This is a genomic window from Streptomyces griseorubiginosus, from assembly GCF_036345115.1.
Lineage (GTDB): Bacteria > Actinomycetota > Actinomycetes > Streptomycetales > Streptomycetaceae > Streptomyces > Streptomyces griseorubiginosus_C.
Genome location: NZ_CP107766.1, coordinates 2,033,539 through 2,047,163, shown reverse-complemented (window position 1 = coordinate 2,047,163; position 13,625 = coordinate 2,033,539). Strand labels below are relative to the sequence as shown.

General features: G+C 71.8%; 13 protein-coding genes. All 13 read right to left on the bottom strand.

Translation table 11 applies throughout. From position 1 onward, the window contains the following. On the bottom strand, nt 1-939 hold the full coding sequence (gene cysD, locus OHN19_RS09290; RefSeq protein WP_330263722.1) for a sulfate adenylyltransferase subunit CysD: 939 nt from the start codon (nt 937-939) through the stop codon (nt 1-3). Further along, the gene (gene cysC, locus OHN19_RS09285) at nt 936-1,472 is read right to left on the bottom strand and encodes an adenylyl-sulfate kinase (RefSeq protein WP_391194950.1); all 537 of its coding nucleotides are present in this window, start codon (nt 1,470-1,472) and stop codon (nt 936-938) included. Before cysC ends, cysD begins: the two co-directional genes overlap by 4 nt. 23 nt (nt 1,473-1,495) lie before the next feature. Beyond that, a complete protein-coding gene (locus tag OHN19_RS09280; protein ID WP_123763790.1) occupies nt 1,496-2,206 on the bottom strand; it encodes a phosphoadenylyl-sulfate reductase in 711 nt (236 codons plus the stop codon). Further along, the gene (locus OHN19_RS09275; protein WP_330263720.1) at nt 2,203-2,382 is read right to left on the bottom strand and encodes a hypothetical protein; all 180 of its coding nucleotides are present in this window, start codon (nt 2,380-2,382) and stop codon (nt 2,203-2,205) included. The genes OHN19_RS09280 and OHN19_RS09275 overlap by 4 nt, the downstream gene beginning before the upstream one ends. Beyond that, nucleotides 2,379-4,076 (bottom strand): nitrite/sulfite reductase, encoded by a 1,698-nt coding sequence (locus OHN19_RS09270; RefSeq protein ID WP_330263719.1) that lies wholly within the window; start codon nt 4,074-4,076, stop codon nt 2,379-2,381. Before OHN19_RS09270 ends, OHN19_RS09275 begins: the two co-directional genes overlap by 4 nt. Before the next feature lie 126 nt (nt 4,077-4,202). Continuing rightward, the gene (locus OHN19_RS43905; RefSeq protein WP_349817346.1) at nt 4,203-4,286 is read right to left on the bottom strand and encodes a putative leader peptide; all 84 of its coding nucleotides are present in this window, start codon (nt 4,284-4,286) and stop codon (nt 4,203-4,205) included. A gap of 127 nt (nt 4,287-4,413) precedes the next feature. Next, nucleotides 4,414-4,986 carry a GNAT family N-acetyltransferase gene (locus OHN19_RS09265; RefSeq protein WP_330263718.1) on the bottom strand — a complete coding sequence of 191 codons (573 nt, stop codon included), beginning with the start codon at nt 4,984-4,986 and terminating at the stop codon, nt 4,414-4,416. Nucleotides 4,987-5,003: 17 nt separating this feature from the next. Then, nucleotides 5,004-6,299 (bottom strand): hypothetical protein, encoded by a 1,296-nt coding sequence (locus OHN19_RS09260; RefSeq protein ID WP_330263717.1) that lies wholly within the window; start codon nt 6,297-6,299, stop codon nt 5,004-5,006. A 154-nt stretch (nt 6,300-6,453) separates the two neighbouring features. Further along, nucleotides 6,454-7,761, bottom strand: a complete 1,308-nt coding sequence (locus OHN19_RS09255) for a GAF domain-containing protein (protein ID WP_330263716.1) — start codon at nt 7,759-7,761, stop codon at nt 6,454-6,456. A 333-nt stretch (nt 7,762-8,094) separates the two neighbouring features. Further along, a complete protein-coding gene (locus OHN19_RS09250; RefSeq protein ID WP_330263715.1) occupies nt 8,095-9,729 on the bottom strand; it encodes an acyl-CoA dehydrogenase family protein in 1,635 nt (544 codons plus the stop codon). A gap of 859 nt (nt 9,730-10,588) precedes the next feature. After that, the gene (sbnA, locus tag OHN19_RS09245) at nt 10,589-11,572 is read right to left on the bottom strand and encodes a 2,3-diaminopropionate biosynthesis protein SbnA (RefSeq protein ID WP_330263714.1); all 984 of its coding nucleotides are present in this window, start codon (nt 11,570-11,572) and stop codon (nt 10,589-10,591) included. Nucleotides 11,573-11,603: 31 nt separating this feature from the next. Next, the gene (gene sbnB, locus OHN19_RS09240; protein ID WP_330263713.1) at nt 11,604-12,635 is read right to left on the bottom strand and encodes a 2,3-diaminopropionate biosynthesis protein SbnB; all 1,032 of its coding nucleotides are present in this window, start codon (nt 12,633-12,635) and stop codon (nt 11,604-11,606) included. Then, the gene (locus OHN19_RS09235; RefSeq protein WP_330263712.1) at nt 12,632-13,618 is read right to left on the bottom strand and encodes a TauD/TfdA family dioxygenase; all 987 of its coding nucleotides are present in this window, start codon (nt 13,616-13,618) and stop codon (nt 12,632-12,634) included. Before OHN19_RS09235 ends, sbnB begins: the two co-directional genes overlap by 4 nt. Nucleotides 13,619-13,625: the final 7 nt, after the last annotated feature.

Genomic DNA, 13,625 nt, shown 5'->3' with positions numbered 1-13,625 from the left:
CTAGAAGTACCCCTCGCGCTTACGGTCTTCCATCGCGGCCTCGGACATCTTGTCGTCGGCGCGGGTGGCGCCCCGCTCGGTGAGCCGGGAGGCGGCGATCTCGGTGATGACCTGCTCCAGCGTCACCGCGTCGGAGTCGACGGCACCCGTGCAGGACATGTCCCCGACGGTCCGGTAGCGCACGAGCCGCTTCTCCACGGTCTCGCCGTCCTTCGGGCCGCCCCACTCACCGGCGGTCAGCCACATGCCGTTGCGCGCGAACACCTCACGCTCGTGCGCGAAGTAGATCTCCGGCAGCTCGATGCCCTCCCGGGCGATGTACTGCCACACGTCCAGCTCGGTCCAGTTGGACAGCGGGAAGACGCGGACGTGCTCGCCGGGCGCGTGGCGGCCGTTGTACAGGTTCCACAGCTCGGGCCGCTGGCGGCGCGGGTCCCACTGCGAGAACTCGTCCCGCAGCGAGAACACCCGCTCCTTGGCCCGGGCCTTCTCCTCGTCCCGGCGGCCACCGCCGAACACGGCGTCGAACTTCTCCGCCTGGATCTTCTCCGTCAGGGGGAGTGTCTGGAGCGGGTTGCGGGTCCCGTCCGGACGCTCCTTGAGCACACCGCGGTCGATGTAGTCCTGGACGGAGGCCACATGGAGCCGCAGCCCATGGGCGGCGACCACACGGTCGCGGTACTCGAGGACCTCGGGGAAGTTGTGTCCGGTGTCCACATGCAGCAGCGAGAACGGCACCGACGCCGGGGCGAACGCCTTGAGCGCCAGGTGCAGCATGACGATGGAGTCCTTGCCGCCGGAGAACAGGATCACCGGCCGCTCGAACTCGCCCGCCACCTCACGGAAGATGTGCACCGCCTCGGACTCCAGCGCGTCCAGGTGCGAGAGGGCGTACGGAGCCTCCGTGCCCTCCTCCGCCGTGGCGACAGTCGTCGTCATGCCAGTCCCCTCTCGGTGAGCAGCGTGTGGACCGCCGCCGCGGACTCCTGGACGGTCTGGTGCTGCGACTCGATCCGCAGATCGGGCGACTCGGGCTCCTCGTAGGGGTCGTCGACCCCGGTCAGCCCGGACAGCTCGCCCGCCGCCTGCTTGGCGTACAGGCCCTTCACATCGCGTACGGAGCACACTTCGACCGGAGTCGCCACGTGCACCTCGATGTACGCCGTGCCGCTCTCCTGGTGGCGCTTGCGCACCGCCTCACGGCTGTCGGCGTAGGGCGCGATGACCGGGACCAGCGCCTTGACGCCGTTGCGGGCGAGCAGTTCGGCGAGGAAGCCGATGCGCTGCACGTTGGTGTGCCGGTCCTCGCGGCTGAAGCCGAGGCCCGCGGAGATGAACTCGCGGATCTCGTCGCCGTCGAGCACCTCGACGAGGTGGCCCTCCTCGCGCAGCCGGTCTGCCAGCTCGTACGCGATGGTGGTCTTGCCGGCACTCGGCAGACCCGTGAGCCAGACGGTGGCTCCGGTCGTCACGTGCAACTCCTTGTCGGTGGCGGTCATCCGTGCAGCCCGCACTCGGTCTTGGCGCGCCCGGCCCAGCGGCCGGCGCGCGCGTCCTCGCCCTCCAGGACACGGCGGGTGCAGGGGGCGCAGCCGACGGACGCGTAGCCGTCCATCAGCAGGGGGTTGGTGAGCACTCCGTGCTCCTGGACGTAGGCGTCCACGTCGTCCTGGGTCCAGCGGGCGATGGGGGATACCTTGACCTTCTGCCGCTTCTCGTCCCAGCCGACGACCGGGGTGTTCGCCCGGGTCGGGGACTCGTCGCGGCGCAGTCCGGTCGCCCAGGCCACGTAGTCCTTCAGGCCCCGCTCCAGCGGCTCGACCTTGCGGAGCTTGCAGCACAGGTCGGGGTCGCGGTCGTGCAGCTTCGGGCCGTACTCGGCGTCCTGCTCGGCGACCGTCTGACGCGGGGTCAGCGTGATGACGTTGACGTCCATCACGGCCTCGACCGCGTCCCGGGTGCCGATGGTCTCCTCGAAGTGGTAGCCGGTGTCGAGGAAGACGACGTCCACGCCCTTCATCGCGCGGGACGCGAGATGGGCGACCACCGCGTCCTCCATCGACGAGGTCACGCAGAAGCGCTTGCCGAAGGTGTCGACGGCCCACTGGAGGATCTCCAGCGCGGAGGCGTCCTCCAGGTCGCGGCCCGCCTGCTCGGCGAGGGCCTTGAGGTCGTCGGTCGTGCGCTCTTCCTGGATCGCGGTCATATCCGGTCTCCCCCTGCGTCGTTGTGCTGAAGGCCCCGGGCGAGCAGCCCGAGGAACTTCAACTGGAATGCGCGGTTGCACGCCGCGCATTCCCATGCGCCGTGGCCCTGCTCGCTGGGACGCAGGTCCTCGTCGCCGCAGTAGGGGCAGTAGAAGGGGGCGGCACGCTCGCTCATGAGAGGGCCTCCTCGGAGGCGCGCGAGGCCCAGGCGGCGAACCGCTCGCCGTCCTCACGCTCGGCCTGGAACCGCTTCAGGACGCGCTCGACGTAGTCGGGCAGCTCCTCGGCGGTGACCTTCAGGCCGCGCACCTTGCGGCCGAACCCGGCCTCCAGACCGAGCGCGCCGCCCAGGTGCACCTGGTAGCCCTCGACCTGCTCGCCCCGGTCGTTGAGGACCAGCTGGCCCTTGAGACCGATGTCCGCCACCTGGATACGGGCGCAGGCGTTCGGGCAGCCGTTGAGGTTGATGGTGAGCGGCTCGTCGAACTCCGGGATCCGGCGCTCCAGTTCGTCGATCAGCTGGGAGCCGCGCGCCTTGGTCTCGACGATGGCGAGCTTGCAGTACTCGATGCCGGTGCAGGCCATGGTGCCGCGCCGGAAGGGCGAGGGCTTGGCCGTCAGGTCGAGTGCCTCCAGGGCCTCGACCAGCGGCTGGACCTGCGCCTCCTCGACATCGAGGATGATCATCTTCTGCTCGACGGTGGTCCGCACCCGGCCCGAGCCGTGTGCCTCCGCGACCTCGGCGATCTTCGTCAGGGTGGCGCCGTCGACGCGGCCGACGCGCGGGGCGAAACCGACGTAGAACAGGCCGTCCTTCTGGCGGTGCACACCGACGTGGTCGCGCCAGCGGCCCGAGGGCTCGGCGGGCGCGGGGCCGTCGACCAGCTTGCGCTTCAGGTAGTCGTCCTCCAGGACCTGGCGGAACTTCTCCGGGCCCCAGTCGGCGACGAGGAACTTCAGACGGGCGCGGGTGCGCAGCCGGCGGTAGCCCCAGTCGCGGAAGATGCCGACGACGCCGGCCCACACCTCGGGCACTTCCTCCAGCGGCACCCAGGCGCCGAGCCGGACGCCGAGCTTGGGGTTGGTGGACAGGCCGCCGCCGACCCACAGGTCGAAGCCGGGGCCGTGCTCGGGGTGCTCGACACCGACGAACGCGATGTCGTTGATCTCGTGCACCACGTCCAGAAGCGGGGATCCCGAGATCGCCGTCTTGAACTTGCGGGGCAGGTTGGAGAACTCCTTGCTGCCGATGTACCGCTCGTGGATCTCCTCGATGGCCCAGGAGCCGTCGATGATCTCGTCCTCGGCGATGCCGGCGACCGGCGAGCCGATGACCACACGCGGGCAGTCGCCGCAGGCCTCCGTGGTGGACAGGCCGACCGCCTCCAGGCGGTTCCAGATCTCCGGCACGTCCTCGATGCGGATCCAGTGCAGCTGGATGTTCTGCCGGTCGGTGACGTCCGCGCTGCCGCGCGCGAACTCCTCGGAGATCTCGCCGATGACGCGCAGCTGCTGGGTGGTGAGGCGTCCGCCGTCGATCCGCACCCGCAGCATGAAGTACTTGTCGTCCAGTTCCTCCGGCTCCAGGATCGCGGTCTTGCCGCCGTCGATCCCGGGCTTGCGCTGGGTGTAGAGGCCCCACCAGCGCATCCGCCCACGCAGGTCGTTGGGGTCGATCGAGTCGAAGCCGCGCTTCGAGTAGATCGTCTCAATGCGTGTCCGCACATTGAGACCGTCGTCGTCCTTCTTGAACTGCTCGTTGCCGTTCAGCGGGGTGTGGTGCCCCGCGGCCCACTGACCCTCACCGCGGTGACGGCTCACCTTGCGGCGGGGCGCTGCGGCAGCAGGGTTCTGCGGGGTGGCGGCCATGGTTGTTACGTCCTTCGGGACAGGCGGAAAGCGGCTCTTACCTGCGCGTACGGGCGCATGGGTATACCTGCGCGTCATTGCGCGGGGAGGAGAACGAGAAGATGTACCGGGTGACGCTGCGGCTCGTCAGCGCACCGGACAGATGGCGCTGGACATGCGGCCGAGGTCGACGTGCCGCCGACTCACCAAGGCAATTCCAGTTCCAGACATGACGGAAGCGTGTCACGGCGATCTGGACACAGTCCAGCTTTATCCGCCATGTGGACACCCTTGTCTCGTCAGGCGAGACGAGGGTGTCGTTGGTCACAAAGATCGCGGGACCTCTTGTTCCCGCAGGTCAGGCCGGGTATGCCCCGGGCCAGGGGCCCGGTGCGGGTACCTCCGCCTCTTCCTCGACCTTGGTGTCGAAGAGCTTGAAGCCACGGCGCTGGTAGTTGTCCATCGCGTGCTCGCCGTCCTTGCTGCACGTGTGCAGCCACACCCGCTTGGTGTCCGTCAGCCCTGGCCAGCGGTCCGCGAGGTCCCAGGCGCGGGCGGTGCCGTACGAGAGGAGGTGGCCGCCGATCCGCCGGCCGCGGAACGCCGGGATCAGGCCGAAGTAGACGATCTCCACCACGCCGTCGTCCTGCGGCTCCAGCTCCACGTATCCGGCGGGGGTGCCCTGTTCGTACGCCACCCAGGTCTCCACGCCCGGCCGCTCCAGGTGCTCCCGCCACCGGGCGTACGTCCAGGAGAGCCGGTCGGTCCAGCGGATGTCCCCGCCCACGGAGGCGTACAGATAGCGGCTGAACTCGGGGGAGGGGATCTCGGCGCGACGGACGTGGACGTCGCCGTCCGGGACGGCGGCCGGAAGGAGGTCGGTCGGGGCGGTCTGTTCCAGGGACCAGGTGGTCACGGGGATGTTCGGCATGGAGGCCAGGGAACCATCTACCCCAGAGATCTGTCGATCGAGGCCAGCGGCAGCGCGAACAGCACCCGGCCCGACTGCGACCACACCTCGCCCGTCTGTTCCCAGTACGACAGCGACTCCGACTCCCCGCTCCAGCAGGCGCGGGACTCGTCCGTGCCGCAGCGGGTCGACTTGGCGGTGCCGGAGGAGGTCTGGCGCCACAGGATGCCGTGATCGCCCTCGCTGTCGGCCGCCCGGCTCAGGTACCACCGGGAGTCGTACGACAGGACGGGGCCGGACCCGGACGCCTCGGTGACGTAGGCGTCGTGGACGCGCGCGTAGCCCTCGGTGTCGGTGGCCAGCAGTCCGGCACGGTCGGCGGCGCCGCTGAAGTCGTAGCGCCACAGCCGCGTGCCCCGGTCGTCGCCCGAGGACACCCACTCGCTCGCCACCAGGGAGTCCGGGGAGGTGCTGCGGTCCAGGGAGAGATAGTCGGGCCGGGCGGCGCCCGAGTCACCGGTCAGGCGGTAGGAGCCGACCGCGGGCAGCACCCACGGGGCGCCGTGCGCCGACCAGCCGCCGCGGACCTTGCCGACCGCGGAACTGTCGACGCTGGCCCGCTGGACGCGGTTCATGTCGTACACGTACAGCGCGTCGCCGTCCTCGCCGCTCGCGGTGACCAGCAGTTTGTTCTGGTACCAGACCATGCCGGAGACCTGCGAGACCAGGCCGCGGAAGTCGCGTCCGCCGTCGACCGGGACGGCCAGCAGGGCCCAGGAGTAGGTGGGACGGTCCAGGTCGTCGGCGTCGACGAAGGCGACCCGCGCGAGGCCCCCGTCGTGCGCCGCGGTGCCGGTGCGGCTCCACGCGGAGAGGATCACGCGATGGGTGCCCCACACACCGTCGTCGTCGGCGTCCCCCGAGGTGGTGACCGCCCCGGCCCGCCAGGACCGGGTGTCGGCCGCGTCCCAGCAGTACGCGGCGGTGGCCGCCGGCGCCACGGGCAGCGCCCTGCGCTCACCGGCCGTGCAGTCGATCGCGTCGCGCAGGCTCCGGTCGGCGGAGGCGAGGACCGCGGAGACCCCGACGGGACGTCCCATCGCGGCCGACAGCCGGTCGAGCGTGCGCTCGGGAACCAGGGATTCCTTCAGTCGCAGCGGGGCGGTCTCGGTGGCGGAGTCGAGAGGCTTCAACTCCCCGGGATTGGCGGCCACGGTGGCCTGGGACGCGCTGATCATGGTGGCGGCCGCGGTCAGCGCGAGAGCGGTCCCGGCCAGGAAGGCGCGCAGCGCTTGGCCACGCTTCCGCCTGCGGTGTCTGCCACGATGCTTCATACCGTCCTCCCGAGGCGGGCCAACTGCGCCTGATGATCCGTACGTTGACCGAGGAGCAGGTGGGGTGGCCCGTAGAGGCACACTACGGCAGTCAGGCACCGCTGGGGACGAAGACCCTGCAATTATGCGGAAGATCCGCCCAGATCGAGGGTTTTCACTCGGTCTCGGTGACTGTGCGGGCCCCGAGCACGGCCGGGGCCGTCGAGTGCGGCAGCAGGTCGCCGGGATTGTCCGGAAGCAGCACCTCCACCTCGGCGTCCTCGCAGAAACGATACGGCCGATGCTCCAGGAACGCCCCGAGATACCGCCGTACCCGGGACATCTCCGCGCGCACCGTCACCGTACGGCCCGGATCGCCGAACACGTCCCCGGCCAGGCCCGCCGCACTGCGGCCCGAGCGGTGCAGGGCCAGCAGGTACAGCAACTCGGCGTGCCGGGGGCTCAGTTCATGACTCCAGGTGCCCGCGCCGCCCCACACCGTCACCGTCCAGCGGCGCGGGTGCGCGAGGTCGAGGACGATCCGGGTGACCCCGGGCGGCTCCGGCTGGTCGGCGGCGCGGATCAACCAGCCGCCCGCCAGCGGCTCCAGCGTGCACAGACCGAGCGCGGGCAGCCACCGGCGGCCCGGCGAGGGCGACTTGGGCAGCGCGATCCGGTTCGCGTACGGCATTCCCGTGACCGCCGCCGTCCAGCCGTCCGCGTCCACCACCAGGGCCCTGCCGGTGAGCCGGGCGAGCACCGGCGAGGCCACCGCCCGCAGTTGCTCCAGCGAGGTCAGATGCAGCTCGCGCAGCCGGGACTCGGCGAGCTTGGCCACCGAGTCGACCCAGGCCAGCGTGGCCGGATGCATGGTGTCCAGCGGCCCGCTCACGTCGACCACGCCGATCAGCCGGCCGTCCCGCGGATCCTTGATGGGGGCGCCGGTACAGGTCCAGGAGGTCTGCGAACGCACGAAGTGCTCGGAGGCGAACACCTGCACGGGCCGGCGCACCACCACCGGGGTGCCGATGCCGTTCGTGCCGACGACGTGCTCCCGCCAGTCGGCGCCCAGTTCGAAGCCGGTGCCGTCGGCCTTGCGCAGTACCGGGGAGCTGCCCTCCCGCCACAGCACCCGGCCGTCCTCGTCGGCGACGACCATGATGTGGTGGGCGACGTCCGCGACCGCCAGCAACCCGTCCCTGAGCACCGGCAGGACGTGCCGGAGCCGGGTGGCCTCCCGGCGCCGCTGCACCTCCTCAGGGGGCAGCAGCCCCGACCGGAAGTCGTGGTCCGGGTCGACACCGCCGCGCAGCATGCGGCTCCAGGACTCCTTGATCACGGGACGCGGGGCGACGGGGGCGCGCCGGCCGGACAGGGTGGCGGAGCGGATGTCGTTCAACACCCGGGCCGCGCGCGCCGTGTCCACGGTGGCTAGGTGGGTCACGTGTGTCGGCGCCACAGGTCCTCCCGCTCTCCGGTCCATTGACTGTCCGTCTCATAGTGCCGGTCGGGCGCGAGTGCGGCACACAGTCCGTCCACAGACGCCAGGAAGTTGCAACCCCTTGCAACCCTGGTGGTGTGCGCGGGTTTGTTTGAAACTTGGGCGAACGTCGTCTCGCAGCGGCGTTCTCCGGCCTCTGAGGGCCATGTGCCGGGGGTGGTGCCGTGTCGGCGCAGCACCACCCCCGTCTCCGACGGTTGGGCGGGGCGCCTACGGGGTGCGCCCGGGGGGGCGAGGGCGACTGCGGGCCGGTGGGGGCCGGTCGCGCCCCGCGGCGGAGCCGCAAATCGACACAGCCCCGCGCCCCTGTCGGGCTCAGGCCTGCGGCCCGGCCCGATCCACCACCTTCGCCAGGTCCAGACTTGTCGGCAGTGTGCCGAAGGCAGTTCCGCTGTCTCCGCCCAGGCGGGAGGCGCAGAAGGCGTCTGCCACCTCCGGTGGGGCGTGGCGGACCAGTAGGGAGCCCTGGAGCACCAGGGCGAGGCGTTCGGTGAGGTGTCTTGCGCGGCCCTCGACGGCCTCCAGGTCGGCCAGTTCCGTGAAGAGGCTCTTGGTGGCCGCGTCCAGGCGGTGGTCGGCGCCCCGGGTGCGGCCGATCTCCAGGAGGTAGGCGTTCAGGGCCTGGGGTTCCCGCTGGAGGACCCGCACCACGTCGAGGGCCTGGATGTTGCCGGCGCCCTCCCAGACCGAGTTGAGGGGGGACTCCCGGACCAGGCGGGGCAGGCCCGACTCCTCGATGTAGCCGTTGCCGCCCAGGCACTCCGCGGCCTCCGTGACGAGGGGTGTGCAGCGCTTGGTGATCCAGTACTTGGCCGCCGGCACCGCGATCCTGAGCAGGGCCCGCTCCTGCTCGTCGCCGTTGTCGTGGGCGGCCGCAAGACGCAGCGCGAGGGTGGTGGCGGCCTCGGACTCCAGGGCCAGGTCGGCCAGGACGTTGCGCATCAGGGGCTTGTCGACGAGCTTGCCGCCGAAGGCCTCCCGGTGCGTGCAGTGGTGGATCGCCTGGGCCACCGCCTGGCGCATCAGGCCCGCCGAGCCGAGGGCGCAGTCCAGCCGGGTCGCCGCGACCATCTCGATGATGGTGCGCACCCCGCGGCCCTCGTCGCCCACCCGGCGGGCCCAGGTCCGGTCGAACTCGACCTCGGCGGAGGCGTTGGAGCGGTTGCCCAGCTTGTCCTTGAGGCGCTGGAGCAGGAACGGGTTGCGGGTGCCGTCCTCCAGGACCCGGGGGACCAGGAAGCAGGTGAGTCCGCCCGGGGCCTGGGCGAGGACCAGGAAGCCGTCCGACATGGGGGCCGAGCAGAACCACTTGTGGCCGGTGAGTTCGTAGGTCTCGCCGTCGGGGAGGGGGCGGGCGGAGGTCGCGTTGGCCCGGACGTCGCTGCCGCCCTGCTTCTCCGTCATGCCCATCCCGAACAGGGCCCCCGCCTTGAGGTGGGCGGGGCGCAGTTCGCGGTCGTAGACCATGGACGTGAGCCGGGGTTCCCACTCGGCGGCCAGGTCCGGGTCGGTGCGCAGGGCGGGTACCGCCGCGTGGGTCATCGACAGGGGGCAGCAGTTGCCCGCGTCGACCTGCGTCCACAGCAGGAAGGCCGCCGCGCGCCGTACGTGTCCGCCGGGGCGGGCCCAGGCGGCGGTCAGGCCCGCGGAGACGCCCTTGCCGAGCACGCGGTGCCAGGCCGGATGGAACTCGACCTCGTCGATACGGTGGCCGTAACGGTCGTGGGTGCGCAGTCGGGGCGGGTTCTCGTTGGCCTGGGCCCCCCACTCCTGCACCTGCGCGGAGCCGCAGGCCCGGCCGAGCGCCGACAGCTCGCCGTGGACCTCGTCGAGCAGGGCCGGGTCCAGGTGCCGTTCGACGGCCTCCTTCAGGGCGCGGTCGGCGCCGTAGACGTCGTAGCCGATCAGGGGTGGGGGCTGGTTGGTCACGGTGTGCGTGGTGCCTGCCATGCCTGCGAAAGTACCCCGGGGTACCGGGCAGGTCACCTGACGGACACGGCGCAGGTCGCGGCGGGGGTGCGAAAGCGCCGAGGCCCGGCCGGGCGCCGCTGCCTGCGGCCGGGCGCGCGTGGTGTGGCGGGCGATCCCGCCGAACACGCTCGCTGGGGACCCCGGCCCTCGCCACCTGCGGCCGACTGCGTGTGGCATGGGGTGATCGCGTCGAGCGCACCTGCTAGGGACCTCGGCCCCCGGCCCACGGCCACCTGCTCTGCCGGGCACCGGCTTGGGACCCTGGCCCTCGCCGCCTGCTCTGCCGGGCACCGGCTGGGACCTCGATCCTTGCCGCCTGCGCTGCCGGGCGCCCGCTGCGGAACCCCGGCCCGCCACCTGGACTGCCTGGCACCGGCTGGGGACCCCGGCCCTCACGGCCTGCGCCGCCGGGCACGGGCTGGGGATCCAGGCCCTCACGGCCTGCGGCCGACTGCGTGTGGCGTGGGGTGATCGCGTCGAGCGCACCTGCTAGGGACCTCGGCCCCGGCCCCCCCCGGCCACCTGCTCTGCCGGGCACCGGCTTGGGACCCTGGCCCTCGCCGCCTGCGCTGCCGGGCGCCCGCTGCGGAACCCCGGCCCGCCGCCTGGACTGCCGGGCACCGGCCGGGGACCCCCGCCCTCGCCACCCGCACTGCCGAGCGCACCCGCTGCGGTACCCCGGCCCCCGCCACCTGCACTCCCGGGCACCCGCTGCGGACCGGCCCCCGCCCTCCCCGCACCGCCCGGCCCCCGCCCGGAGCCCCCGGTGTGGACACCCCCACGCCGGAACCCACGGGCGACCCGGGCGGTGCGGGGCGCTTTCGCCTCCCCACCCGCCTCAGGCCAGGTGGGCCATTGCCTCCGCCGGTTCGTGGAGGGGGTCCGGTTCGGGGGCGCCGTGGGGCCAGCCCGCGCGGTACACCGTGTCGAGGTAGCGCTCGCCGAGGTCGGGGGCGATCGCGACCGCGGTGAGGCCGCGCCTGCCGTGCGCGGACAGCCACTGGTGGGCGCCGCTGACGACCGTGCCGGTGGAGCCGCCGAACAGGAAACCCCGCGCGGCCAGCCGGCGGCAGGCCTGGAGGGTGTCCGGTTCCTCGACGAGGACCACGTCGTCGATGTACGACCTGTCGAGCAGCTGCGGCGGCACGCTCGTGCCCAGCCCCGGGATGAGACGGACTCCGGGCGGCCCGCCGAAGGTGACCGAGCCGACGCTGTCGACGGCGACGATCCGTACCGGCCGCCGCCACTGCCAGAACCAGCGGGCGCAGCCCATCAGCGTCCCCGTGGTGCCGGCCCCGACGAACAGCACGTCCAGGTCCGGGAAGCGCCGCGCGATCTCCGGCGCCGTGGTCCGGTAGTGCGAGCGCCAGTTGCCCTGGTTGCTGTACTGGTTGAGCCACACGTACCGCTCGTCCGAGGCGCACAGCGCCCGCACGTAAGCGAGCCGGGCGCCCAGGTACCCGTCGTGCAGGTTCGGCTCCCTGACCACGTGCACCCGGGTGCCGAGCGACTCCATCAGCCGGATCGTCGGCAGGTTGCACCGCGAGTCGGTCACGCACAGGAACCGGTAGCCCCGGCTCGCGGCGATCACGCTCAGGGCCACCCCCAGGTTCCCCGACGACGACTCGACCAGGATCGACCCCGGCCGCAGGGTGCCGTCGCGCTCGGCGGCGTCCACCATCTCGCGGGCCGCCTTCAGCTTGATCGACCCGGCGAAGTTGAAGCCCTCGCACTTCAGGTACAGCGGAAGCTCCAGCGCCGCCCGCAGGTCGACGTAGAGGTCTGACTCGTTGAACTCCGAAGGATCGGATATGACGGGCATGACGCCCCCCTCCTCATGCGCCACTGATCGTTCAGCCGTACCGGCGCAGCTCGTTGAAGAACCCGTCGACGACGTGCAGTTCGCCGCGCCGGGCCAGTTCGTCGTGGACGTACCGGCCGACGGCGAGGTCGAGCACCCCCAGTCCGAAGGGGGAGAACACCACCGTCCGGTCCGTCGGGACGGTCACCCGTCCGGTCAGCACGTCGTCGAGCGTGCCGTCGATGAAGTCCCTGCTCCCCGTGAGCTGTTCGGCCAGGTGCGGGGAGGTCTCGGCCTTGAGACAGTGCTCCACGTCGTCGACGAAGTTGGCGGACGCGAGCAGGATCTCCGGGTCGAGATCGCGCAGGGACACATGCAGGACCAGGGGGTGATGGCCGAACCACGACGGATCGTGGACGTGCGGCTTCCCGGCGACCGTGGCGAAGACCACCAGGTCGCTGGAGCGGATGAGGGATTCGGCCGAGTCGTGCACGACCGCCTTCCCCGGCGCCCCGGACCGCTCCAGATAGCCGCGGAACCCGGCGGAGCTCTCGGCGGACAGGTCGTGCACGCCCGTCTCCTCGAACTCCCAGCCCGTGGCGGTGAGATGGGTGTGGATGTAGCGGGCGATCAGCCCGGTGCCGATGAACCCGACCCGGCTCGGACGGACCCGGCCCGCGCTGAGCTTCCCGGCCGCCAGCGCCGCCGACGACGCGGTGCGCGTGGCACTGATGATCGAGCTCTCCAGACAGGCGAACGGGTAACCGGTGTCCGGGTCGTTGAGGATCAGCACCGCCGAGGCCCGCGGCAGCCCGGACGCGATGTTCTCCGGGAAGCTGGAGACCCACTTCAGACCGTCCACCCTGAGCGGTCCGCCCAGCGAGGCGGGCAGCGCGATGATCCGGGACGACGGGCGGTCCGGGAACCGCAGGAAGTACGACGGCGGGTTCACCGAGTCACCGGCGCCGTGCAGCCGGTACACCGCCTCGACGAGGTCCGCGATCTCCGGTTCCCGTCCGGTGAGGGCCTGTTGGACCTGGGCGCCGGTGACCAGCGCGAACGAGGGAGCGTCCATGGTGCTCATACGCCGCTCACCTCGCCGTCGGCGCGCAGCACCGGGTCGCCGAGCGCGGCCAGCACCTCGCGCGGCCCCTCGAAGGGCTCACGACTGTGCGCCGTACGCATGTTGTCGACGAGCAGGAGGTCGCCGTCCTGCCAGGGCTCGCGCACGGTGTGGGCGTCGTACACCTCGTTGATCGTCCGCACGACGTCCGCGTCGATCGGATCGCCGTTCCCGAAGCGGGTGTTGAAGGGCAGTCCGTCCGCGCCGTACATGTCCACCAGGTACTCGTGCACTTCGGGCTCCATGGTCCACTCGTTGAGGAACGCGATCTGGTTGAACCAGCAGGGCAGCCCGGAGTCGGGGTGCCGGAGCACCGCCCCGCGCCGCTGCCGGGTGTGCAGGGAGCCGTCGCCCTGCCAGGCGAACTCGATGGCGTGCCGGCGGCAGTAGCGCTCGACGGCGGCGCGGTCGTCCGTGCCGAACGCCTCCTCGACGGACGCGCCGATGTCGTCGTGGTACGCCCGGGTGAGCAGCCAGCCCTCCCGTTCGAAGCGCGAGACCAGCTCGCGGGGCAGGTCCCGCAGCACCGCCGAGGCGTCGGCGAGCGCGGTCGCGCCCCCGGCGCCGGGCGCCTCCAGGCAGGCGAACAGCAGCAGGCCGGGGAACTCCAGGCCGTAGCTGACCTCGTGGTGCATGCACATCTGCTGGTTCGGCGGCCACTTGGTCGACGAGTACACGCCGTCCGCGTAGCGGCGCCGGGGCGCGAAGGGCTCGCGGTCGGGCATGAGGCCGTCGGCCAGCCGCCGGAAGACCGCCTCGGCGCTCCCGGGGTCGGCCAGCCCGAGGCCGCGGACCAGGACACAGCCGTGCTCGAGGACCAGGGCCCGCAGCGGGTCACGGTGCTCGGCCGCCCAACTCGCCGCGTCAGCAGCGGACTTGGCGTGCAGGACCGGCGGGGCGCCCGGGGCCAGATCCAGGTAGGGAAGCAGACTCGTGGATGACATCTCGGGT